Source organism: Methanobrevibacter sp. DSM 116169, assembly GCF_046197865.1.
In the GTDB taxonomy this organism is placed as follows: domain Archaea; phylum Methanobacteriota; class Methanobacteria; order Methanobacteriales; family Methanobacteriaceae; genus JAHKLT01.
In genome coordinates this window covers 1,872,143-1,896,293 of the sequence record NZ_CP166990.1, presented here as the reverse complement: position 1 = coordinate 1,896,293, position 24,151 = coordinate 1,872,143, and the positions used below count along the sequence as shown (strand labels likewise).

Here is a 24,151-nt window from a genome sequence, read left to right as displayed (position 1 = left end):
TTAAAGATATTAATATATGAAAATCATCTACAATGACTCTAAAGGTCATATATTTACAGGAATTATAAGTATTTTTATTATATCTTTTTTTATAATAGCTATTTTACTTATAAATATGAATTATTTCATAAAAAGTGAAAATAATGAAATAATAGCCAATGATAATTTAAAATATATTACAGAAGATTATATTAAAAATATTGAAATTTTATCTTATGACACATTAGAAGAAATCAGTGAAAATGCAGTAAAATCAAAAAATCCAGTTCAAGATGTAAATAAAGAATTTAAAAAAGTTTTAAATGATAAATTAGCTCAAAAAAACATAGAATACAATAATTTATACAATGTTAACATTGTAAGCGATGTTATATCAATTGAAAATGGAGATAAACCTGAATTTTTAAAAGTTAAAGTTTTTTTAAATATTAAAAAAGAAAACAATGAATTCAATGAAATTATAGATACTAAAACAACAGTTTTAAATTTAAAAGATCCATTAGGACTTTTATTATGTGAAGGCTCAACTTATAATGAAACAAATGTAATATATGAAGATTCTTTATCAAATTACTTAAGTAATAGAAATATTGAAAACTCTGAACATTATATAAATGCTACAGGGCCCTTAAATATTAAAAAGTGTCCATATGATCCATATATTCATCATGGTGATAATCAAACATTAAGTGATTGTATAAAAAATGGATATTATCATGAAAGCTCAGATGGAAGTTGTTACTTATGTAGATTAGAAGCAAAATCAACATGTCCTCATTATGGCTTTGAAACTTTTATTATTCCAAGAGATAATTTATCTAATAATTTAAGTTCAGTATCATCATCAGATCACGTTGTATTTTTTGAAAATTATCCTGGAAACTCATATAATTACTCAGATTCTAGAATAATCTTTTTAGATAATTCTCATAGACTAAAATATGGATTGTAAAAAAAAATGTTTAAAGATAATAAAGGAAGCTTTTTTGCATTTGATTTAATTATAGGAATTTTTATATTTATAATAGCTATAGCTTTAATAAATAATTTAACAAGTGACATCAATGAAAAAGTTTCAGATAATTTAGAAGATAATCATTTAGAGAAAATTTCAATTGAAGCTATTGATAATCTGATTAATAACCCAGGTAGTCCAAATAATTGGGAAAATCTTACAAACTATAATAATGTACTAACAGGCCTTGCAATTATAAATAATGATAATAAAACAATTAAAAATTCAATAAGCTATGATAAAATTAAAACATTGGAAAATAGCTATGATACATTAATTAGTAAAAATATTTTTAATAATAAAGTTAAAAGTTCAATAACACTTACTCCTATAAACAGTGATATTCCACAATCAGTTTATGGAAATACAGATGAATCTAGAAATGTTTATTCAATTCATAGATTTGTAGTTTGTGATTATCTGTTAAAATATGTAATTGAAGATTTTAATAATCATAATTGTAATAAACACCACACAAATACTTCATGTGGATCTTTTTCTATATATAATAGCTATTTAGAAAACTTTGATTATTATTTACTTGTTGATAAAAAACATGTAAATAACTTATATTTTTCAATAGATGATACTAAAAATCTAAATAATGATCTTAAGTTAATTAATGATGAAAAGACTTATTTAAATAATTTAATTTCAGATAATTTAAAAAGTAACAGTAGTGGAATATTTTTTATTCATTTAAATGAAGATAATGCTGATGCAGTCTTAGTAGCTATTCCAAAAGATATAGAAGATGAGTATTTATTTTATGATTATTTTAGATTAAATAAATGTGAGCTGGTCTTTAAAACATGGTACTAGATAATATTAGTACTGCAATAGATGTTAAAGTAGTCATAGATACTAAATCAGTTAAACTAGTTGAAATAGGAATTACAATATTATCTGGATCAAGACCTTCTCTAAATGATAGTGCAGATAAGTAGAAAATAATTACCATCATGATAGTAATTACAATAAATCCTGATATAAATACAATTAACAATGTTTTTAAAAGCCCTAATGTTTCTATTCCAAGAGCACCTAAGCTAAATTCTACAAGTAATGCCATAAATGGATAAATAAATAATCCGAATATAAACAATATTATAAAGTTAGTTAATGTATGTTTTTCAGGCCTTAGAACAGGTTCTATAAGACCTGAATGTAGGGCTGAAGATAATCTTGCACATAAAATACTAAGTAAGCTTCCATTTTCTCCTGAAAAGAGTGGAACAAGTGTAAGTAATGTTGGATTATTTAAAAATGTTGAAGATGAATTATTTAAAAAACCACCTGAAAAGATTCCAAGAAATGAACTAAATATTAAAACAGGAGTTGATTGTAAAATAATCTTTTTAGCTTCACCATTTAATATAATAATATATATAAAACTTGCAAGTGTAATAAAAACTAATATAGCTAATATAATTATCTTTAAAAAGTCATTATTAATGAAAATTACTAAAAAAATACTTAATATAATTGATGGTAATGTAAATAAATCTCCTGAAGCTGTAACAAGGGGTGTTGTAATATTATCAGGATCCCATCCATGTTCATAGCTTTTTAAAGAGAAAAACATTGAAATAGGCAACATTATAAAACAAGAAATAATACCAGAAAATGCACTAATTAAAATAAAATCTACAGTACTCATACTTTCAAAACTAAAAATAATACAGATTATTTTAGCTATTATTGGTAAAATTATTGATAAAAGTAAAACTAAGATTATAGCAGATACAATATTTTGAATTAAAATATCAGATTTTTTAAGTTCTGGAGATAAGGTACCAATATGGAGGTTTGTATTTAATCTTGATGAAAAAGATCCAAAAATATTACCTCTCATACCTATAGCTCCAGGTATAATAACAAGTAATCCTGGGAATGTTTCAAGGAAGAAAGTCATATTTCCTAAAATAATTCCAGCTATTAAATCTCCAATAGCACAAATTATTAAAGCTAGTAATCCTTGTTTAACTATTGATTTATTATTACTAGTAAAATTATTAAATTTTTTTGAAAATTTCTTTCTTTTTTTTTCTAAATTTTTAAATAAGGAATTTATTTCCTTAAATATAAACATTGAGCCATCTACAATTAGTGATAAGATAAGGTACACGATATGGCGAATCATCTTCAGTAAGTTTTTTACTATCTTCACACACATCACCTCTCATCATATTATCACCTAAAAATAATTATAAAAATTAACTATCATCATCAACTAAAACATCAGGAATATCTTCCAAAGAAATTTCACCAGAAGCAAGCTTTTTAAGTACTTCAGAACCAGTTTCAGAACCTTTAGCTATTAAGACATCTCCTTCATAAATTACAGTATCTCTATTTGGCCCGAAAATCCAGGAATCTCCACGTCTAATGGATATAATCATCATACCTGTACGATTTACAAGTAATAATTCTCCTAATGACTTACCACAAAGTTCAGAACTTAATTCAACTTCAACACGAAGTATCATCTTCTCAGATTCTTCCATCACCATTTTAAATACTGGATGTGGTTTAAACCCAGTTATTACTATATCAGCTAAATCTTTTGCAGCATTTGCAATACTTTCAGCAGCTTCAGCAATCTCAAGAAGTGCTGTTAATTTTTCTGCATCCTCAACAGATCTTGCAGCAACAAGAGATTGTGTTTTTATTTCATAGTTTTTTGAATTGACTTTATCTTCTAGTTTTAATACTTCTTCTGCAGCGTCCTTACTATTAAACAGAACAGCAGAATATGCTAGATCGACCATCAATTCCGACATATTCTTCATTTCAATTAAAATATTTTTAATACTTGACAATTGAATCCCCTCTAAAGATTATTTGGATCATTATTTAATAAACAAGCTCTTCTAAGTTTGAGTAAAGTTTTTTTCTTTTTTTCTAAGTCTTCTGGACTTTCAATGATTTCTTCCAATGGTTCTTTTACACATTTAATTGTATCTTCATCATGAATCCAAAGACAATCTTTACAATTCCATACATTTTTACCTTTAATCCATCTACCACCTGTAGAACTATCTCCACAGGGATAAAAAGGACAATAACAAAAATCACAGCATTGGCCATCATAGTGACATGGATAAAATTCACATTCTCTATCAGGTCCACAAGGACTTTTTCCTTCTAAAAATTTCTCATAAAAGTCAATTGATAGTGGGTGTTGTGGAGATCTTATTACATAACCTCTTGGTGTAATTAAATGCCCATCAATTTCATAAGTTAAGTCATTTCCAACAATTAAAGTTGTAGACATATTAATTTCATCTTCTAGTAAATCTTTAATTCTAACAATAGATACTTTTGATGGATATTCTTCACTATTTACAATTCCAACTAATGTATCTTCACCTTTAATATCTAATACTAACTTTTTAAATTGTCTAAAAGGTTTTTTTCTAGTTTTACTAATTGGATTATAAATAGCTAATACTAAATTAGCTTTAAGAGAATATTCTATCTTTTTTTCAATTTCAGATAAAGGTGTAAGTACATTACTTAAACTAATTACAGCAAAATCATTTAATGGTGCACCAAGTAGACTAGACGCATAATTAACAGCTGAAACTCCAGGATATACTTTTATCTCAATTTCTTCATTATATTTATCGAGAATTTGAAATAATACATTGCTCATTCCAAATACTCCAGGATCTCCTGAGCTGATTAAAGCAACTTTATTTCCTTCAATGCTTTTGGAAATAGCCATTTCAACTCTTGAAATTTCATCTCCCATTCCTTTTTGAATAATTTCTTTACCTTCAATTAGTTTGGAGATTTCATTAGTGTATTTGTTATAGCCAATGATAATATCAGAATTTTTTATAGCTTCATAAGCTTCTAAAGTCATTGTGTTTATGTTTTGACCAATTCCAATTACATTTATCATGAGCATCACTAATATAATTTTAAAATTGATTCAATAGCTATTGTTTTTGCATCAACTTTATATCCGCCTTCTTTATATTTTGCTTCTCCAGTAGCTATAACTTTGTATTCTGGATTTTGACTTATAATAATTTGACCTGAAGTTGAATTTGGTGCAGAATAACCTAAAGCTTCTATTTTAACACCAATTTTCTCTTCACTAGTATCATTGTATGTTGTAATGTTAATTGATTCAACATTTATCCCATCAACTTGCGACAGACTTTCTAATGATAAGGCAACTTCTTTTTTATTAGATATATTGATTTTATTTGGATCTTTAATTAAAACCTCATTAATATTTTCTGGGTTTAAAAAATCTTTTACTGTATTTACTTGAAAATCAATTAAATCATTTAAATCAGGAATTTCTGAAGTTACAATAGTATATGAACTAAATATTCCAATTTCAAAAAATCCTATAAATAATAAAATTATTATTATGATGTTTAGTGCCTTTGACATGTAATCACTTATTAGTTGTTATTAGTGAAAGTTCTGTTTATTATATATAATAAAGCTTTATGTGAATTTATAAAAAAATGATTTTTAATAAAAATTTTTTTATGAATTATAATATAACAAAATGATTTATTAGAGATAAAAAATAAATTTTTATTTGATTGTAAAATAAATTTTTAAGATATAATGACAGAGAAAATACTTTTAAAATTTACTAAAAAAGGAATAAATTTATCGCCTGATGCTTATAATAAGATTATTAGTTTAGATGATCCTTTAAACTTCTCATCTAATTTAATTGTTAAATTAAAAAGTGATAAATTTGATAAACATGATTTAATATCAGTTCGTAGTGAAATTGTAGATGATTTAATAAAATCTATGAATTTAAAAACAGATAACACTACTGAAAAGGAAATTAAAACTAATGATACAGATATTAAAAATATTGATAAAGAAAAAGCTCAAAGAAGTATAATGGATACTCCTTTAAGTGAAAGCTCTAAAGAAGATAAAAACACTAAAACAGATGATGAAAAGTTCTTAGATGAAAAATTAGAACGTAATGCAAATACTGAAGCAGAAGAAGTTGATTTAAGTTCTAAAAATAAATTTAAAAGAAATCTTGAGAAAACAGATGTGGAATATGATTTTGAAATAATTCAAGATACAAGTAATAAATCATATACAAGTGGAGAAATTGATAATTTAATTACATATTTTAAAAATAGATATGAAAAAATCCACAAAATGCTTATTAAAAGGCCAGAACTTAAAACTTGCCAGAAAATATCAGAACTTGAAGATAATCAAACAAGTTTTAGCTTAATTTTAATGGTTAAAGATATTAGAAGCACTAAAAATGGCCATAAATTAATCCAGTTTGAAGATGAAACAGGAGAAATTGCAGTTCTTGTCAGTAATAAAGATGAAGAATTATTTAAAAGAGCTGGAAATTTAGTTAAAGATGAAGTTGTTGGAGTAGTAGCTGATAGAAATGGAGATCTAGCTATAGCTAAAAATATTATTAGTCCTGATATTCAAAGGGTCAAATCAAAGGAAATGGATTTTGGAATTGTATTTTTATCTGATATACATATTGGAAGTTTAACTTTCTTAGAAGATGCTTTTTTGAAGTTTGTTGATTGGATTAATTGTGAAGTAGGCACAGAAAAACAATTAGAAGTAGCTAGTAAAGTTAAATATCTTGTAATTGGTGGAGATATTGTTGATGGAATAGGTATTTATCCAAATCAAGATAAAGAACTAGGTATTAAAGATATTACAGCGCAATATGATGAAGCAGCTAGATTATTAGGTAATATTAGAAGTGATATTAAGATAATTATTGCACCTGGAAACCACGATGCATCAAGAGTAGCTGAACCTCAACCTGCAGTTCCTGAAAAATATGCAAAATCATTATATGAATTAGATAATGTAGAATTTATTAGTAATCCTGGAGTTGTAAGTTTAGATGGTATAAATGTTTTAGTATATCATGGCCGTAGCTTTGATGATATGGCAATGAGTGTTAAAGAGTTATCTCACGAGAGAAATGATATAATTATGGAAGAACTTCTTAAAAAACGACATTTAGCCCCAATTTATGGAGAGCGAACTCCACTTGCATCAGAACTTGAAGATTATCTAGTTATTGATCAAGTTCCAGATGTTTTCCATACAGGCCATGTTCACATTAATACATATAGAAAATATAATGGAATTCACTTAATTAATTCAGGTACTTTCCAGACTCAAACAGAGTTCCAGAAGATTTATAATATTATACCTACTCCTGCTGAAGTTCCTGTACTAGATAGAGGAAAATACAAACTTCTTAAATTTATTTAAAAATATTTAAATCAAAATTATTAAATATCTTAAAAATCAAATATTATAACTACTTTTATGTTTTAAAGCTTTCTTGTGATAGTATGAAAAATCAAGCCAAAGAAATAGTAGATATATCTAAATATTTATATCAAAAAAATTTAGTCTCAGGAAAATCTGGAAATATTAGTTCAAGATTTAAAGGGGAAGATGGTGATATAATAGCTATTACTCCAACTTTAGCTTCTTTAGATAGTTTAGAAGAAAAAGATGTTATACTTGTAGATAGTGATGGAAATTGTTTAACAAAAGGTATTCCTTCATCAGAAGTTCACTTGCATTTATCTATTTATAAAAAAAGAGATGATGTAAATGGAATTGTTCATACACACTCTCCTTATGTAACTGGATTTGCTTTTACAGATAAAAAAATTAAAAGACATGATAGATTTGGAAAAATGTCTTCACCATATTACAGAGAATTAGAATATGAAGCACCAGGAACTAAAAAACTAGCTGATAAGGCTAGTGAAGCTATTGAAGATGACTTTGTTTTGGTTTTAAAAGATCATGGCCTTATATCTGTAGCTGATTCTTTAAAAGAAGCTGCTGAGATAAGTGAATTTGTAGAAGGTCTTGCAAAAACTCAATTTATTTCTCATATGCTACATCTTTCTGAGAAATTTTAATTTTTTTAATATGAAATTTTATAATGCTCTATACTTATAGAAGCATTTAAATCTATTTCATATAATTTATCTTTAAAAACTAATTCATTATTTATTTTTATTTAAATTTAAGATAATTTAATACTTTTTTTCTATATTTAAATCATTTAAAATTAATTTAATAATTAGCTGTTCTAAACTTTATATATTAGTTTAATAAAATTTACTAGTATGAGTAAATCTATATTTGGAAGATTTAAAAAAGAGGATAAACCTATTGAAACACAACACTATCCACAAGAAGATAGAATTTTTTGGGTGAAAACACTACAAAAAATAGCTATTCCAGTATTATCCAATTTAAAAAATGATTCTCTTAAAAAAAATATACCTGATGAATGTATAAGTTCACAAAGAATCAGATCTCCATCATTTGAAGCATTTGCAAGATTATTTTGTGGAATAGCTCCATGGTTAGAATTAGGGCCTGATGAAACATCAGAAGGAAAAATAAGAGAAAATTATAGGGATTTAACATTAAAAGGTTTAAACAATTTAGTTTCTTCTGATAAAGAAGATTATGTTCTTTTTCATGAAATCAAACAATCATTAGTTGAAGCAGCATTTCTAGCTCAAGGATTACTTCGAGCGAAAAATCAAATATGGTTTAACCTTTCATTAGAAACTCAATCAAAAATTATTAAAGAACTTAAAGGAACAAGAAAAACACCTCCTTATGAAAATAACTGGTTATTATTTACTTCAATAATAGAAGCAGCTCTATTAGAATTTACTGGTGAATGTGATTTTAATAGATTAATATATGGAGTTAATAAATTTAAAAATGAATGGTATAAAGGTGATGGCCTTTATTCTGATGGTGTAAATTTTAGATTTGATTACTATAATAGCTTAGTTATTCATCCAATGCTAATTGATATATTAAAAGTTATGAGAAAATATGGTTTTGATGAAGAGGATTTCTTAGAACTAGAACTTAAAAGAGCAAGTAGGTATTCTGCAGAACTTGAAAGATTAATATCTCCAGAAGGCACATACCCTGTTATTGGCAGATCTATTTCTTATCGTACAGGAGTTTTCCACTCACTTGCACAATCTTCACTTATGAAAATACTACCTAAAAACATCGATCCTGCTCAAATAAGATCAGCATTTACACTTATTATTAAAAAACAATTTGAAGATGATCAAAATTTTGATAAGAAGGGATGGTTATCTGTTGGTTTTAATGGAAAGCAATTAGATATTTCTGAGGATTATATAAATACTGGAAGTCTTTATTTATGCTCTACAATTTTCCTACCTTTAGGTTTACCTATTGATGATCCATTTTGGTCAAAACCATATAGTGAGTGGACAAATCTTAAAGCATGGAATGGTAAACCAGTAGATGCTGATAAATTCATTGATTTTTAAAGTGATTTTATGAGTTTTGATTTTTTAAAAGAAAAAGTTCTAAAAAAAAGTGATAGCTATCAACATTATAAAAATTTTCATGATGAAAATAAGAATAATCAAGACTCTAATGATAAAATAGATGAATTAAAAAAATTAATTTATAAAAATAATTTATATAACCAAGAAATTTTATATGCTCATAGGTTTAATGATACTATAAAAGGTTCAAAATGGTTAACTAAACAAAATTTTTCTTTAAATAAAAGTTCTGCTTCTTATTCATTTTTATATGTTTTATATAGGGTTTTAGATGAAGCTAATCCTAAAAATATTTTAGAACTTGGTTTAGGCCAAACTAGTAAGCTTACAAGTCAATATGCTAATTTTTTTAATTTAAAAGTTAAAATTATCGAAAGTGATAAAGAATGGATTAATTTATTTTCAAAAAATTTAGATACATCAGATAATTTAGAGTTAATTCAAATAGATACAGATGAATATAACTTTAATTCTACTAAAAGTTTAAAATATAAAGATTTTTCAAATAAAATCTCAAATGATAAATTTGATTTAATAATAATTGATGGGCCTTATGGTTATGACCAATCATATCCTCGATCTAATATATTAAACTTATTAGATAATCTAAGTGAAGAGTTTATCATAATTGTTGATGATTATGAAAGACTTGGTGAGAAAAATACTGTTAATGAACTCTTTAAAGCATTAGATAAAAAGAAAATAAATTATAATAAAGTTGAATTTGAAGGAACTAAAAAACAACTAGCTATTTTTACTCGAAAATATAAATTCGTAGCTTGGTTTTAGTTTAAATCACTTAAGTTACCATAATTAATTAATTTAACATCTTCAGGAACATAATTAATTATATTTTTTGTATCAAAGATTATAGCATTTTTCATATTATTTTTTATTAAATTATAATCTAAATTTTTAAATTCATTATGATCTGCAAGTATTAAAATAAGTGATGCATCATGACAAGCATCTTTTAGGCTAAAATAATCATTATTTTCTATGTGTGGATCATGAATAGCTATATTATATCCTTCTTTTTCAAGTAAGGATATTATATCAAGTGCAGGAGATTCTCTTGCATCTCCAGTATTTCCTTTATATGCAACTCCTAAGACAGCTATTTTTGACTTTTTATCAGGTACAATCTCCATAGTCTTATCAACTACAAATTTTGGCATACTGTTATTAATATCTCTAGCTAATTTAATCATTTTAGCTTCATTTGGAGCTTTAGCATAAATAAAATATGGATCAATCGCTAAACAATGGCCTCCAACACCAGGGCCTGGTGAGTGTATATTTACTCTAGGATGTTTATTAGCTAGTTTTATAACATCTAATGCATTAACTCCAATTTTTGCACATATTTTTGTAAGTTCATTAGCAAGTGCTATATTAACATCTCTATATGTATTTTCCATACATTTAGATAATTCTGCTGTTTTTGCTTCAGTTTCTATTATTTCTCCTTCAACAAATTTTTTATAAACTTCTTTAGCTTTTTTAGAACATTTGGGAGTAATTCCTCCAACAATCCTATCATTATGAACTAATTCTTCAATGATCTTACCAGGCAAAACTCTTTCAGGACAATGTGCAAGATATAAATCTTCACCTATTACATAACCTTCTTTTTCAAAAATAGGTTTTATCTCATCATCAGTTGACATAGGAGCTATTGTAGATTCTATTATAATTGTATTTCCCTTTTTTAAATATGGTAAAATAGATTCACAAGCACTAATCACATAATTTAAATCACAACTATATGTTTCAGGTATATATGGTGTTGGAACAGTTATTATAAAAACATCAGCCTTCTCAGGTTTTAAAGATGGATGATATAAGTTCTTTTTAAGTGCTTTTTTAATTATATCAGCTATTTTTGGTTCTTCAATATGAACTATTCCTTCTTTAAGCTTATTTATAATTTCTTCATTAACATCAACTCCAGTAACTTCACAATTATGCATTGTAAAAAGAGCTGCAGTTGGAAGCCCTATATATCCTTGCCCAATAATACAAATTTTCATAAAAATCTTCTTAAAATTTTAATTATAATTATATATATTTGAGATAATATAAATAATTAATAATATTTAAAAATGATTTTTCTTATTCTAGGTGTTAATTTTGAAAATAAGTATTATCGGAACAGGTTATGTAGGTTTAGTAACAGGTACATGCTTGTCTGAAATGGGAAATAAGGTATATTGTGTTGATAATGATATAGAAAAAATCAACGATTTAAATAATAATATTATTTCAATTTATGAACCTAATTTAAAAGAAATGGTTGAAGATAATCAAAATAAAGAAAATCTATTTTTTACAAATGATTTAAAAAATGCTTTAGATAGTTCTGATATTTGTTTTATAGCTGTTGGAACACCAATGAATGATGATGGAAGTGCTAATTTAAGCTATGTTTATGATGTTGCATCAAATATAGGGAAAAATATTTCAAAAGAAATGATTATTGTTGTAAAATCTACTGTACCTATTGGAACATCTGATAAAATTAAATCCATTATTTCCAATGAAATTAATAAAAGAAATATTGAAATAAACTTTGATATCATTTTCAATCCAGAATTTTTAAAAGAAGGTAATGCTGTAAATGATTTTATGCGTCCAGATAGGATTATTATTGGTGGAGGATCTAATAAAACTCAAGAAACTCTTAGAGAACTTTATAATACTATTGTGATGAATCATGATAGGCTAATTTTTATGGATGTAAAAAGTGCAGAAATGACAAAATATGCTTCTAATGCAATGCTTGCAACTAGAATTTCTTTTATGAATGAAATAGCTAATATATGTGAGAAAACTGGTGCTAATATTAAAAATGTTAGAATAGGTGTTGGTAGTGATAAAAGAATTGGATATGACTATTTATATGCTGGTTGTGGATATGGAGGAAGCTGTTTTCCAAAAGATATTCGCTCATTAATTAGTGTTGCAAAAGAAAATGATTATTCTCCAATTTTACTAAATAGTGTCGAAGAAGTTAATGAAAATCAAAAAAATATACTAATTAACAAGATTTTCAATAGATTTGGTAAAGATTTAAGTAAATATACATTTGCAATTTGGGGATTATCTTTTAAAGCAGAAACAGATGATGTAAGAGATGCTTTTTCTATAGATTTAATTAAAAATCTCATTGATTCTGGTGCAAAAATCAAGGCATATGATCCAAAAGCTATAAGATCATTTAAAAATGTTTTTGGTGAAAATAATAATATAAGTTATTTTAAAAATAAGAATGAAGCTATTAAAGATGCAGATGCTTTAATATTGCTTACAGAATGGAAAGAATTTAGACTTTTAGATTTTGAAGAATTATCTAAAAATTTAAGCAATAATATTATCTTTGATGGAAGAAATATTTATAATAGAAAGTTTATTGAAGAAAATAATTTTGAATTATATCAAATAGGGTGTTAATATGAAAATTTTAATTACAGGCGCAGATGGAATGTTAGGTACAGACTTACAAGAAGTTCTTAAAGATGAAGAAATAATAGCTACAGATGTTGATGTATTAGATATCACAGATAAAAAAGCAACATTTGATTTTGTAGATGACCATAAACCAGACATTATTATTAATTCTGCAGCTTATACTGATGTGGATGGATGTGAAGAAAATAAAGATTTAGCATTTAAAATTAATAGTGAGGGACCTAAAATTTTAGCATTAGCTTGTAAAGAATTTGATATTCCTTTAGTTCATATAAGTACAGATTATGTTTTTAATGGGGACAATGATAAACCTTGGAAAGAAACTGATGTACCTAATCCAATTAGTGTTTATGGTGAGACTAAATTAGAAGCTGAAGTAGCTATTCAAGAAATTTTAGATAAGTTTTTCATTCTTAGAACTGCATGGTTATATGGAGTTCATGGGAATTGTTTTCCAAAAACAATGTTAGAATTATCACAAAATCATGATGAAATATCTGTTGTAGATGATCAAGTTGGAAGCCCTACTTTTACACTTGATTTAGCTACAGCTATTTCTAAACTTATAAAAACTGATTTTTATGGACTTTATCACTTAACTAATTCAGAATATTGTTCTTGGTATGATTTTACAAAATTAATTTTTAAACTTTCAAATATTGATACAAAAGTTAAAGCAGTTACAACAGAAGAGTTTCCAAGACCTGCACCAAGACCTAAATACTCAGTTTTAGCAAATAATCTCTGGAAGGAAAATGGGTTTGAACCTTTAAGGTCTTATAAAGAAGCTATTGAAGAATATTTAAGTTTAGTTAAATAAAAATTTTAATAATTAATTATATGAGGAATTATTATGAAAGGGATTGTATTAGCTGGTGGTTCTGGAACTAGATTATATCCAATAACAAAAGCAGTATCAAAACAATTATTACCATTGTATGATAAACCAATGATTTATTATCCAATATCTGTTCTAATGCTTGCAGGAATAAAAGAAATACTAATTATATCCACTCCAAAAGATTTACCATTATATAAAGATTTATTAGGCGATGGTAGTGATTTTGGAATTTCTTTTTCATATGCAGTTCAGGAAAAACCAAATGGTCTTGCTGAAGCTTTTATTGTAGGTGAGGATTTTATTGGAGATGATAATGTAGCTCTTATTTTAGGAGATAATATTTTCCATGGCCATAGGTTCACAGAAATACTTGAAAAATCTACTAAATTAGAAGAAGGAGCTATTATTTTTGGTTATTATACAAATAATCCTGAAGCTTTTGGTGTTGTAGAATTTGATGATAATGGAAATGTTATATCTATTGAAGAAAAACCAGAAAAGCCAAAATCAAATTATATTGTTCCAGGTCTTTACTTTTATGATAATGATGTAATTGAAATTGCAAAAAATGTTAAACCATCTCCAAGAGGAGAAGTAGAAATAACTTCTGTTAATGAAGAATACCTTAAACGAGGTAAACTTAAAGTGGAATTACTTGGAAGAGGAATGGCTTGGTTAGATACAGGAACTCATCAAGGATTACTTGAAGCTGCAAATTTTATAGAAACAGTTCAAAAACGTCAAAGTCTTTATATTGCATGTTTAGAAGAAATAGCTTATAATAAAGGATATATTAATAAAGAAAAATTACTTGAAGAAGCAGAAGCTCTTAAAAAAACAGATTATGGGCAATATTTATTTAATTTAGCTTCAAGTATTAGGTGATATTATGGGAAAATTTAATTTTATTGATACTGAAATTGATGGAGTTTTTATTGTAGAACCAGCAGTCTTTGGAGATAACAGAGGCTATTTTATGGAAACATTTAATGAAAATGATTTTAAAAATGAAGGTTATGATTTAACTTTTGTTCAAGATAATCAATCAAAATCCTCAAAAGGAGTTTTAAGAGGTCTTCATTTTCAAGTTAATTATCCTCAAGGAAAACTTGTTAGAGTCATAAAAGGAGAAGTTTTTGATGTGGGAGTAGATCTTCGAGAAGGTTCAAAAACTTATGGAAAATGGGTTGGAGCTATTTTATCTGATGAAAATAAAAAACAGCTTTTTATTCCTAAAGGATTTGCACATGGATTTTTAGTTTTATCTGATGAAGCTGAATTTGTTTATAAATGTACAGAATTTTATCATCCTGAAGATGAAGGTGGAATTATTTGGAACGACCCAGATATTAATATTGAATGGCCATTAAATGAGATTGAAGAAGTTAGTTTATCTGATAAAGATAAATTATGGAAAACACTTAAAGATACAAATATAAGCTATTAGGGGATTTTATGTCAAAAATATTAGTTACAGGTGGAGCAGGGTTTATTGGTAGTAATTTTTTAAAATATATGATAGATAAATATCCAGAAGATGAATTTATAAATTTAGATGCTTTAACTTATTGTGGAAATCTTGAGAACTTAGAAGATATTAAAGATAAAGATAATTATTCTTTTGTTAAAGGTGATATTCAAGATAAAAAATTAGTTAATGAATTAGTATCTAATGTTGATTTTGTTATAAATTTTGCAGCTGAAAGCCATGTTGATAGAAGTATTGAAGATCCTGAAATCTTTATAAAGTCTAATATATTAGGTACTCAAGTTTTACTTGACGCTGCTAAAGAACATAAGATTCAAAAATTTTTACAAGTTTCAACTGATGAGGTATATGGAACACTTGGTGAGACAGGATATTTTACAGAAGAAACTCCAATACAACCAAATAGTCCTTATTCTTCTTCTAAAGCTGGAGCAGATTTAATGGTTAGAGCATATCATGAAACATTTGACTTGCCAATAAATATTACACGTTGTTCTAATAATTATGGGCCTTATCAATTTCCCGAAAAACTAATACCTTTAATGATTTCAAATGCATTAGATAATAAACAATTACCTGTTTATGGTGATGGAAAAAATGTTAGAGATTGGTTACATGTTTATGATCATTGTACTGCCATAGATTTAGTTTTGCGTAAAGGTGAATTAGGAGAGATTTACAATATTGGTGGTAATAATGAAAAAGAAAACATTGAAATTGTAAAACTTATTTTAAGTTCTTTAAATAAAGATGAATCTTTGATTAAATTTGTTAAAGATAGATTAGGTCATGACAAGCGTTATGCAATTGATTCATCAAAAATACAAAATGAATTAGGGTGGAAACCTAAATATACTTTTGAAACAGGTATTAAAGAAACAATTCAATGGTATTTAGATAATCAAAAATGGATGGATAATGTAAAATCTGGAGAATACATGGAATATTATAATAAAATGTATGATTTATAGGTGATTTTATTTCTTCAAATGTTAAAGTATCAGTAGTTGTACCTGTTTATAATGTTGAAAAGTATTTAAGAAAATCCTTAGATAGTTTAATTAATCAAACATTAAAAGATATAGAAATCATTTGTGTTAATGATGGATCTACAGATAATTCTTTAGCTATTCTTGAAGAATATGCATTAAAAGATAATAGGATAAAAATTATCACCAAAGAAAATGGTGGATTAAGTTCAGCACGTAATGCTGGAATGAAACATATAACTGGAGAATATACATCCTTTATTGATTCTGATGATTGGGTAGAAACTGATGCATTTGAATTATTATTTAGATTCTCTAAATTAAAAGATTTAGATATTTTAATGTTTCCTTTTAAATTTTATGATGAAGATACATCAGAAGTTTATCAAACACAATATAATTCTTTAGAAGTAATTGATTCTAAATTCAACGAAGAAATTTTTACATATATTGATGTTAAAGATGTATTATTTAAAATAGCTCATTCTCCTGTAAATAAATTATATAAAACTTCTTATTTAAATGATATTAATGCTCATTTTGAAGAAGGCCTTAATTATGAAGATATAGCTTTTTTCTTTCCAACTTTTTTAAATGCAAAGAAAGTTTCAATATGTAGAAAATCTTTTTATTTTTACAGAATAAGAGATAAATCAATTTCTACAACTGGTGATGAAGGTTCTTATGATATTTTTAAAATATTGACTATTTTTTTAAATGTAATGAAAGAAAAAGATCTTTTTAAAGAGTTAAAACAAGACATTTTAATGTATTTAATTGTAAATATTAAATTTGTCTATATTAGATTAAATGAACAATATAGGAATGATTATTTTAAATTAATAAGTGAATATTATGAAAAATTTGATTTAAATCAAGTTGATAAAGAATGCTTAAAAAAATGGCATTTTGATGATAGGGTTTTTTATGAAGCTATTTCTAAATCGAATAACGGAGTAGAATTTGAACTTAGATATAAAATGTTATATTATGAATTTTTATCTTATCATTATGAAAATTTATATAATGATACAAAATCTGAAAATGAAAGATTATTAAATGATTTAAATCAATTACAATCTAAAAATGCAGATTTTCCAAATAAAATAAAAAATATTTTTAAAAAATAAGGAATTTAATTTATGTCATATTTAATCAGCGTTATTATTCCAGTATATAATACAGAAAAATATCTTAGACAATGTTTAGATTCAGTTGTTAATCAAACATTAGGAATTGAGAATATTGAAGTTATTATTGTTAATGACTGTACAACAGACAATAGTATGGAAATAGTTTATGAATATGCAGATAAATATGATTCATTTAAAATAATTGAATTAGAAGAAAATCAAGGACTTGGTAATGCTCGTAATGTTGGCCTAAAAGAAGTAAGCTCAGATTTTATTAACTTTTTAGATAGTGATGATTATATATCTGATGATACTTATGAAAATTCACTTAAAAAAATAAAAGATAATGATTGTGATCTTTTAGTTTATAATTCACAATTTTTCTCAAATGATTCAAAAAATATTCCTTTAGATTTACATCAACTTAATATTAAAGAAGATAAAATCATTAATAACTTAAAAGAATTTCCTCAATTAATTTTTTTAGTTTCTGCTTGGAATAAAATTTTTACAAAAAAATTAGCTAAGTTTTTAGACTTCCCATCAGGATATTACGAAGATAATATAGCTATATTAAATACAATTTTAAATTCTAATAAAATATATCTAAACTCTGAGGTTAAATATTATTATAGGCGTAGTGGGGATGATTCATCAATTTCTACTTCAATATCTCTTAAAAACTGCCTAGATTTATGTAATATTGTTTTTAATATTTTTAAATTGAAAAAAGAACACTTTGATTATTCTAAATATCTTAATATATTAGCTTTAAAGTATACTAATGATATTCTCTTTTGGATTTTCCATTATGATTGGTATATTGGAGAAGAAAAAGAAGTTTTAGATAAGATTAGAAGGTTTATAGATGAATTTTCTATTGAAGATTTTAAAACCTTTAAATCTTTTAAACCTGATTATTTATATGATGAAGAACTTTTAAACTTAAATAAATATGATAATGAAACGTTTTTAGCTAAATTTAAGTATTTTGATAATTTAGCTTATGTAAATTCAATAGCTAATCTTTATATTGATAATGGCAAAGGATTTAATGAGAATGATAAAATAGCTATTAAATATGAACTTAAAAGACATAATAAAATTAGTTTTGATTTAAGTAATTTTGAAAACATTGTTAATTTACGTTTTGATCCTATTGAACAGGTCTTTATAAAATGTAAAATAGTTAATATTGAATCAAATAAAAATAATATCAATATTCAAGATTCTAACTCTTTAAATAGCTTAAATGATGAAACACAAGTTTTTACAACACTTGATCCTTGTTATATTTTAGATATAGGTGATGATAAAAACATTTCTAATATTACTTTTGAATTTGAATTAAATATTTTAAATAAGTTAGATTTAAATAATTTATTTAATGAAAAAGATAATATAATTAATAAACTTAATCAGGAAAACAATATTCTTAGAGAAAAATCAAGTAAATCTAAAAATAGTTTTTTAGGATTAATTAAAAGGTAAGATTATGGGAGATATTTCTTTTTTAAAATTTCTAAAAAGGTCTAAATTTGATTTTAATTTAGCTAAAAAATATTATGATTCATATGATAAAATTATGGAATTAGGTCTTTTTGATAAAGAATTTTATTTATCTAATTATCCTCATATTGCAGAATCAGACATTGATCCATTAGAACATTTTTTATTTTTTGGTTATGATGAGAAGAAATATCCTAGTCCTCATTTTGATTTATATAGCTATGAACAGAAACATCCAGATATTAATATAAATCCTTTAGTACATTATATTTTAGAAGGAGAACAAGGACATATTTTTCTTAAAAGCCCAGCTGAAATAGCTAAAGAAAGATTAATTAATGTTAATTCTTTATTTTTAAATAATTGCACTTTTGAAGATGAACCATTAGTTTCTATTATTGTTTTAAATAGAAATGGTTCAAAACACTTAAAAAGATTATTTACAGATTTTGCATCAAAAACAAACTATAATAACTATGAGATTATTGTTGTTGATAATGCATCAACAGATGATTCTTTAAATGTTTTAGAAGAATTTTCTAAAGATTTACCTATTGAAATTATTAAAAATGATATTAATGTGTCTTTTTCTCAAGGTAATAATGATGCAGCTAAAATAGCTAATGGGGAATATTTATTACTTTTAAATAATGATATCGAGCCTACTTTTGGATGGCTAAATGAATTAATGGGCGTAATGCTTAATAATGAAAATGTTGGAGCAGTTGGAGCTAAGCTTGTATTTCCATATACATTTAATATGGAAAATCAAGAAACTTCTTTTTCAATTCAACATGCAGGAGTTAAATTTAGAGAAGAGATGACTCCTTATATTTATGGTCCTTATCATGAGAATATGTTTTTAACCATGATATTCTCACATAAAGTTAATGAACTTAAAGAATCTATATCAAATACTGCAGCCACTCTACTTGTACCTAAAAAACTTTATCTAGACTTAGGTGGGTTAGATGAAGGTTATTTTTATGGATATGAAGATATTGATTTTGCTTTTAAATTATATACAAATAATTATAAAACCTTTTATTGCCCTTCTGCTTTATTATTTCATCATGAATCAGCAACTAGAATTAATGATGAGAGAGTTCATGAGATAAATTTCAAAAATATATCCTTATTTAAAGACAAATGGGGAGATATTTTATTTAAAGACATTTTAAATGATAAAATTAATCATAAGAATTTTTTAACAGAAGAAAAACTAAATTTCTCAATAATATCAGAAAATAATATAAATAACTTATTAACAAGTTTAATTAAGGATTTAAATTCTAATAACTATGACTTTAATTTAATTTGTGATATGGATGATTACTTCTTAGGTAATGAAGTAGATATTTTATTATCATTTACTCTAAATTATAATACTAAAAAATCAGTATCTAGGTTAAATTTAATAAAAATTTTAATTTTAGATAGCTATGAAGATAATTTCGATAATATTAATGATTATGATATTATTTTAACATGTAATGAAGAGGTTTTTGAGAAGATTAAAAATAATAATTTAGAAAATGTTTTCAAAATAGATAAAGATGAATTTATAAAAAATTCTACAGAAAAACTTATAGAAATTATTAAAAAGGTTTATTTAGGTTAAATTATGTATGATGAGATTTATAAGACTTATAAAAAAGTAGCAGATAAAAATATTAAATGTGATTTATTTAATCAGTCTAATGAACCTAATGATAAACTTATTGATGATATTAAAAAAAATAAAATTGTTATATACACTGCATTTACAGGAGATTATGATACATTAAAAAAACCTGAATTTATAGATGAAAATTGTGATTATATTTGCTATACTGATAATCCAAATATAAGTTCTGATTTTTGGGAAATTCGTTTAATGGAAGAATCAACACTTGATAATAATCGTAAAGCTAAACAATACAAAGTTCTTCCTCATAAATATTTATCAGAATATAAATACAGTTTTTGGCTTGATGGAACCTTTAAAATAAAAGGAAGTATTAGAGAATATATTTATAAATACTTAAAAGATGATTCAAATATTCTTTGTGTAATTCATACAGAAAGAAATTGTGCATATAAAGAATTAAAAGCATCTAAAATTATTCCAAGATATCCTCGTCGAGTAATGGAAGAACAAATGGATAAATATGAAAATGAAGGATTTCCTGAAAACTATGGATTACCTGTTTTAGGAGCTATTTTTAGAGAACATAATGACTCCAAAATTATCAAATTAATGGAAGATTGGTGGAATGAAATTATAGAGTTTTCAAATCAAGATCAATTAAGTTTCAGCTATGTTGCATGGAAAAACAATATACATCCTTCTGTTAGTAAAATTTATTATTGGAACAATGAATATTGGGCAAAAGAAGGAAAATACCACCATAAAGTAGTTTTAGGTTCTCCAGTTACAAGTGATAATTTAAGAGCTAAAATTGGTGAAGAAGTAGCTAATGTTAAATCTCAAGATTCAATAGAATTATCTAAAGAAGAATTATATTTACTTGTTAATGATGTTAAAGGTTTAAAAAGTCATGATCATGATAAAGGTGGGCGTATTGGTTATTATAATGCTGAAATAAATTCTATTTTACATTCAAAATCTTTTAAAATAACAAAGCCTTTAAGAAAAGTAAGTTCTAAAATTAAATCTAATCCATATTTTTATACATTATCAAAATCTAAACTTCATTTTAATAAATATTTAACTATTTATAAAAGAATTAAAGCATCTGGAATTTTTAAAGAAGATAAATATCGAGAAATACATTCTATAGAAAATTATAATCCTATATTACATTATATTTATTATTCTAGTAAAACTGATGATATTAATACAAAAAAAGAATATATTGATGAAATTTTTGATTTTAATTACTATTTAAATGCTTATGAAATTGGAGATGAAGATCCAATTATTCATTATTTTTCTAAAGGTTTCTTTGAAAATAAACATATTAACAATTTAGATTCTGGTTATGTAAAAGATATTAATGTTGATTTTAATTATCAACATGAAGCATCAATTGAGCAAAATATTTTAAATGAAATTTCAAATAATAATTATATTACTAATCCAAAAATAACTATTCCTTATTCAGAATCAGAAAAAACATATGATACTAATTCAATTAAAGTAGGAATCTTCTTAGAAGATACTTTTGTTAATATGAATGCTTGTCCTTATTTAAGATTACATGGACCTTTAAAAGAACTTAGTAAAAGTAAAGATTACCACTTTTTTGTATATGGTAGAGAGGTTTTACCAGTTATAAATCAAAAAAAATTCTTAAATGTTAAATTATTTGATATTATTATAATTCAAAGAATTTCTCCATATTCTGATATTATATTAAAAAAAGCTAAAAAACATGGTATTAAAATAATATATGAGACTGATGATGATTTATTAGATATAAGTCGTGATCACCCATCTTTTGATTACATTTATCCACATATAAAATCTATAAAAAAACTTATGAATAATGTAGATGCAATAACTGTAAGTACTGATGAATTATCTAAGCGATTAAGTGAGTATAATAATATTAATGTCATTAGAAATTATTTTGCTAATGATATATTAAAAATTAAATCTAATAATGAACCAAGTGATAATACTATTAAAATAGGATATTTTGGAACATTTACTCATTTTTCAGATTTAGAATTGATAAAAAATGTTATTTTGATTTTAAAACATGAAATGAAAAAATTAAATATTAATGTTGAATTTGAAGTTATTGGTGGAGCTAATTTTGAGGATGATTCATGGATTAATAGAATTGAGCTACCATATTATCCTATGGGATTAAAAACTTTTTATAGATGGTTAGAACCAAAAATTGATTGGGATATAGGTATTGTTCCTCTTTTACCATCTGAGTTTAATAGAAGTAAAAGTGAATTAAAATATATAGAATTCACAGCATTAGGAATTCCAACAGTTTCAAGTGATACAGATATTTATAAACATGCAATATCTGATGGAATCAATGGATTTTTTGCTAATACAGAGGAAGAATGGGTTGAAAAAATTGAAAAATTAATTTTAGATAAAAAATTACGAGAGAAAATTGTAAGCAATGCTCAAAAAGATATTTCAACTAATTATAGATTATCTGATCGTTCAAAATCATGGAATACTCTTTTTAAAAATTTAATGGAAGATTAATTTTTTTTAATTAATCTCTGATATATATTTTTAATTTTATATTTAAACCAACCTTTAGTTGTTTGAAGATTAGCTACTTGTATTTGTTTATTATTTAATTCTTCTTCTAATTGGTTGATCTTTTTAGAAAATTTATAGGATTCGATGTATTTATAAACTTCATCAAGTTTACTATCTTTTATCTTTTCCATTAAAATTTTATTTTCTTCATTTTCAGGAAATGGATTTATATTTTTAATATTTTTAAATAAATAGCTAGATTTTTCAAGTAATTCTTTTTTTTCCTTTAATGAGATAGTATCACTTAAAATTAAATCACTTAGCCAAGTTGATAAATGTTGATTTAAAATTGTATCATAAAACTTACAGCTATTATTTTTTTGAAGAACTTTTAATGTATAATCATAACCTTCAGTTAAGCCATTTAAATAATGTATTCCTTTAGAAAGGCTTGTAGATGTAATTTCACCTTGTCTTAATCTAAAATTATAAACAATATCATTAATAAAAATTATTTTAGATGCATTTAAAAATGAATCAACCATAAATGTTAAATCTTCTGCAAAAACCCCCTCAGGAAAGCTTATTCTATTTTCTACAATGAATTTTTTTGGAAATATCATTCTCCAAATGTTATTTATAGAAAAAAAGAGTAAATTTTCTTCTATTGAATTTAAAGTTACATCTTCTTTAATCCAATCTTCAGAAACTATTTTTCCATCACCAAATGTTTGAAATTTCCCTATAGATACATCTGATGAGTTTTTAGTAATAGATTCATATAATTTTTCAACAGCATCTTTTGTATAACAATCATCGTGGTCTAAAAACATTAAATAATCTGAATTAGAATTTTTAATAGCTAAATTTCTAGCTGCTCCAGGGGTTCCTGTTTTTTTAACAAGCGGATATGTTTTAATATTCTCATATTTTGAACAATAATCATTAATAATTTCTTCAGTATTATCTGTTGAGAAATCATCGATTATAATAAGTTCAATATTTTTAAAACCTATTGTTTGATCCATAACAGATTTTATTGATGTTTCTAAGAAATTTTCACTATTGTAGGTTGGAATTATTACACTAACCAAATATTTCATATTGAAATTTTTATTACATCTATTATATTAAATCTCCCTATAATTTAATAGA

Annotated in this window: 21 protein-coding genes; 15 read left to right on the top strand and 6 right to left on the bottom strand. The window is 24.8% G+C overall.

What is annotated here, in order from left to right:
• Positions 1-16 precede the first annotated feature (16 nt).
• Together ACA134_RS09215 and ACA134_RS09210 are read left to right on the top strand one after the other, a co-directional pair.
• Positions 17-952, top strand: a complete 936-nt coding sequence (locus tag ACA134_RS09215) for a hypothetical protein (protein WP_409200122.1) — start codon at positions 17-19, stop codon at positions 950-952.
• A 6-nt stretch (positions 953-958) separates the two neighbouring features.
• Positions 959-1,837: a hypothetical protein gene (locus ACA134_RS09210; protein ID WP_409200121.1), complete on the top strand. Its 879-nt coding sequence runs from the start codon at positions 959-961 to the stop codon at positions 1,835-1,837.
• Here ACA134_RS09210 and ACA134_RS09205 read toward each other — a convergent pair.
• The 4 genes from ACA134_RS09205 to ACA134_RS09190 form a co-directional block, all read right to left on the bottom strand.
• Positions 1,821-3,107: a magnesium transporter gene (locus tag ACA134_RS09205; protein WP_409200120.1), complete on the bottom strand. Its 1,287-nt coding sequence runs from the start codon at positions 3,105-3,107 to the stop codon at positions 1,821-1,823. The genes ACA134_RS09210 and ACA134_RS09205 overlap by 17 nt on opposite strands.
• A gap of 124 nt (positions 3,108-3,231) precedes the next feature.
• Positions 3,232-3,807, bottom strand: coding sequence for a potassium channel family protein (locus ACA134_RS09200; protein WP_409201101.1), 576 nt, complete (start codon positions 3,805-3,807; stop codon positions 3,232-3,234).
• A 41-nt stretch (positions 3,808-3,848) separates the two neighbouring features.
• The gene (cobJ, locus tag ACA134_RS09195) at positions 3,849-4,925 is read right to left on the bottom strand and encodes a precorrin-3B C(17)-methyltransferase (RefSeq protein ID WP_409200119.1); all 1,077 of its coding nucleotides are present in this window, start codon (positions 4,923-4,925) and stop codon (positions 3,849-3,851) included.
• A gap of 8 nt (positions 4,926-4,933) precedes the next feature.
• Positions 4,934-5,428 (bottom strand): hypothetical protein, encoded by a 495-nt coding sequence (locus ACA134_RS09190; RefSeq protein WP_409200118.1) that lies wholly within the window; start codon positions 5,426-5,428, stop codon positions 4,934-4,936.
• A gap of 183 nt (positions 5,429-5,611) precedes the next feature.
• On the opposite strand from ACA134_RS09190, the gene ACA134_RS09185 reads away from it, so the two are divergent.
• The 4 genes from ACA134_RS09185 (at position 5,612) to ACA134_RS09170 (ending at position 10,173) form a co-directional block, all read left to right on the top strand.
• The gene (locus tag ACA134_RS09185) at positions 5,612-7,279 is read left to right on the top strand and encodes a DNA-directed DNA polymerase II small subunit (RefSeq protein ID WP_409200117.1); all 1,668 of its coding nucleotides are present in this window, start codon (positions 5,612-5,614) and stop codon (positions 7,277-7,279) included.
• 83 nt (positions 7,280-7,362) lie between these two features.
• On the top strand, positions 7,363-7,947 hold the full coding sequence (locus ACA134_RS09180; protein WP_409200116.1) for a class II aldolase/adducin family protein: 585 nt from the start codon (positions 7,363-7,365) through the stop codon (positions 7,945-7,947).
• Positions 7,948-8,157: 210 nt separating this feature from the next.
• On the top strand, positions 8,158-9,363 hold the full coding sequence (locus ACA134_RS09175; protein WP_409200115.1) for a DUF2264 domain-containing protein: 1,206 nt from the start codon (positions 8,158-8,160) through the stop codon (positions 9,361-9,363).
• A gap of 9 nt (positions 9,364-9,372) precedes the next feature.
• Complete coding sequence (locus ACA134_RS09170; protein WP_409200114.1) at positions 9,373-10,173, top strand: hypothetical protein; 801 nt, start codon at positions 9,373-9,375, stop codon at positions 10,171-10,173.
• Here ACA134_RS09170 and ACA134_RS09165 read toward each other — a convergent pair.
• Entirely contained in the window at positions 10,170-11,417 is a 1,248-nt protein-coding gene (locus tag ACA134_RS09165) for a nucleotide sugar dehydrogenase (protein WP_409200113.1), read from the bottom strand. The genes ACA134_RS09170 and ACA134_RS09165 overlap by 4 nt on opposite strands.
• A gap of 100 nt (positions 11,418-11,517) precedes the next feature.
• On the opposite strand from ACA134_RS09165, the gene ACA134_RS09160 reads away from it, so the two are divergent.
• The 9 genes from ACA134_RS09160 to ACA134_RS09120 are packed head-to-tail and all read left to right on the top strand — an operon-like array spanning position 11,518 to position 22,996.
• A complete protein-coding gene (locus ACA134_RS09160) occupies positions 11,518-12,837 on the top strand; it encodes a UDP-glucose dehydrogenase family protein (RefSeq protein WP_409200112.1) in 1,320 nt (439 codons plus the stop codon).
• A gap of 1 nt (position 12,838) precedes the next feature.
• The gene (gene rfbD, locus ACA134_RS09155) at positions 12,839-13,675 is read left to right on the top strand and encodes a dTDP-4-dehydrorhamnose reductase (RefSeq protein WP_409200111.1); all 837 of its coding nucleotides are present in this window, start codon (positions 12,839-12,841) and stop codon (positions 13,673-13,675) included.
• 33 nt (positions 13,676-13,708) lie between these two features.
• Positions 13,709-14,581 (top strand): glucose-1-phosphate thymidylyltransferase RfbA, encoded by an 873-nt coding sequence (rfbA, locus tag ACA134_RS09150; RefSeq protein ID WP_409200110.1) that lies wholly within the window; start codon positions 13,709-13,711, stop codon positions 14,579-14,581.
• A 4-nt stretch (positions 14,582-14,585) separates the two neighbouring features.
• On the top strand, positions 14,586-15,143 hold the full coding sequence (gene rfbC / locus ACA134_RS09145) for a dTDP-4-dehydrorhamnose 3,5-epimerase (protein WP_409200109.1): 558 nt from the start codon (positions 14,586-14,588) through the stop codon (positions 15,141-15,143).
• An 8-nt stretch (positions 15,144-15,151) separates the two neighbouring features.
• The gene (gene rfbB / locus ACA134_RS09140) at positions 15,152-16,156 is read left to right on the top strand and encodes a dTDP-glucose 4,6-dehydratase (protein ID WP_409200108.1); all 1,005 of its coding nucleotides are present in this window, start codon (positions 15,152-15,154) and stop codon (positions 16,154-16,156) included.
• On the top strand, positions 16,153-17,304 hold the full coding sequence (locus tag ACA134_RS09135) for a glycosyltransferase (protein ID WP_409201100.1): 1,152 nt from the start codon (positions 16,153-16,155) through the stop codon (positions 17,302-17,304). Before rfbB ends, ACA134_RS09135 begins: the two co-directional genes overlap by 4 nt.
• Before the next feature lie 12 nt (positions 17,305-17,316).
• Positions 17,317-18,798 carry a glycosyltransferase family 2 protein gene (locus ACA134_RS09130; protein WP_409200107.1) on the top strand — a complete coding sequence of 494 codons (1,482 nt, stop codon included), beginning with the start codon at positions 17,317-17,319 and terminating at the stop codon, positions 18,796-18,798.
• Positions 18,799-18,802: 4 nt separating this feature from the next.
• Complete coding sequence (locus ACA134_RS09125; protein WP_409200106.1) at positions 18,803-20,437, top strand: glycosyltransferase family 2 protein; 1,635 nt, start codon at positions 18,803-18,805, stop codon at positions 20,435-20,437.
• A 3-nt stretch (positions 20,438-20,440) separates the two neighbouring features.
• The gene (locus tag ACA134_RS09120) at positions 20,441-22,996 is read left to right on the top strand and encodes a glycosyltransferase domain-containing protein (RefSeq protein ID WP_409200105.1); all 2,556 of its coding nucleotides are present in this window, start codon (positions 20,441-20,443) and stop codon (positions 22,994-22,996) included.
• On the opposite strand, the gene ACA134_RS09115 is transcribed toward ACA134_RS09120, so the two are convergent.
• The gene (locus ACA134_RS09115; RefSeq protein ID WP_409200104.1) at positions 22,993-24,099 is read right to left on the bottom strand and encodes a glycosyltransferase family 2 protein; all 1,107 of its coding nucleotides are present in this window, start codon (positions 24,097-24,099) and stop codon (positions 22,993-22,995) included. The two genes, ACA134_RS09120 and ACA134_RS09115, sit on opposite strands and share 4 nt — an antisense overlap.
• Positions 24,100-24,151 lie beyond the last annotated feature (52 nt).

What these genes read in the sequence shown, in the direction of transcription:
- ACA134_RS09175 (WP_409200115.1), top strand. Translation starts at nt 8,158, where the DNA reads ATGAGTAAATCTATATTTGGAAGATTTAAAAAAGAGGATAAACCTATT.
- ACA134_RS09120 (WP_409200105.1), top strand. Translation starts at nt 20,441, where the DNA reads ATGTATGATGAGATTTATAAGACTTATAAAAAAGTAGCAGATAAAAAT.
- ACA134_RS09165 (WP_409200113.1), bottom strand. Translation starts at nt 11,417, where the DNA reads ATGAAAATTTGTATTATTGGGCAAGGATATATAGGGCTTCCAACTGCA.
- ACA134_RS09170 (WP_409200114.1), top strand. Translation starts at nt 9,373, where the DNA reads ATGAGTTTTGATTTTTTAAAAGAAAAAGTTCTAAAAAAAAGTGATAGC.
- cobJ (WP_409200119.1), bottom strand. Translation starts at nt 4,925, where the DNA reads ATGATAAATGTAATTGGAATTGGTCAAAACATAAACACAATGACTTTA.
- rfbA (WP_409200110.1), top strand. Translation starts at nt 13,709, where the DNA reads ATGAAAGGGATTGTATTAGCTGGTGGTTCTGGAACTAGATTATATCCA.
- ACA134_RS09130 (WP_409200107.1), top strand. Translation starts at nt 17,317, where the DNA reads ATGTCATATTTAATCAGCGTTATTATTCCAGTATATAATACAGAAAAA.
- ACA134_RS09210 (WP_409200121.1), top strand. Translation starts at nt 959, where the DNA reads ATGTTTAAAGATAATAAAGGAAGCTTTTTTGCATTTGATTTAATTATA.
- ACA134_RS09180 (WP_409200116.1), top strand. Translation starts at nt 7,363, where the DNA reads ATGAAAAATCAAGCCAAAGAAATAGTAGATATATCTAAATATTTATAT.
- ACA134_RS09125 (WP_409200106.1), top strand. Translation starts at nt 18,803, where the DNA reads ATGGGAGATATTTCTTTTTTAAAATTTCTAAAAAGGTCTAAATTTGAT.
- ACA134_RS09190 (WP_409200118.1), bottom strand. Translation starts at nt 5,428, where the DNA reads ATGTCAAAGGCACTAAACATCATAATAATAATTTTATTATTTATAGGA.
- ACA134_RS09185 (WP_409200117.1), top strand. Translation starts at nt 5,612, where the DNA reads ATGACAGAGAAAATACTTTTAAAATTTACTAAAAAAGGAATAAATTTA.
- ACA134_RS09205 (WP_409200120.1), bottom strand. Translation starts at nt 3,107, where the DNA reads ATGTTTATATTTAAGGAAATAAATTCCTTATTTAAAAATTTAGAAAAA.
- ACA134_RS09215 (WP_409200122.1), top strand. Translation starts at nt 17, where the DNA reads ATGAAAATCATCTACAATGACTCTAAAGGTCATATATTTACAGGAATT.
- rfbD (WP_409200111.1), top strand. Translation starts at nt 12,839, where the DNA reads ATGAAAATTTTAATTACAGGCGCAGATGGAATGTTAGGTACAGACTTA.
- rfbC (WP_409200109.1), top strand. Translation starts at nt 14,586, where the DNA reads ATGGGAAAATTTAATTTTATTGATACTGAAATTGATGGAGTTTTTATT.
- ACA134_RS09200 (WP_409201101.1), bottom strand. Translation starts at nt 3,807, where the DNA reads ATGAAGAATATGTCGGAATTGATGGTCGATCTAGCATATTCTGCTGTT.
- rfbB (WP_409200108.1), top strand. Translation starts at nt 15,152, where the DNA reads ATGTCAAAAATATTAGTTACAGGTGGAGCAGGGTTTATTGGTAGTAAT.
- ACA134_RS09115 (WP_409200104.1), bottom strand. Translation starts at nt 24,099, where the DNA reads ATGAAATATTTGGTTAGTGTAATAATTCCAACCTACAATAGTGAAAAT.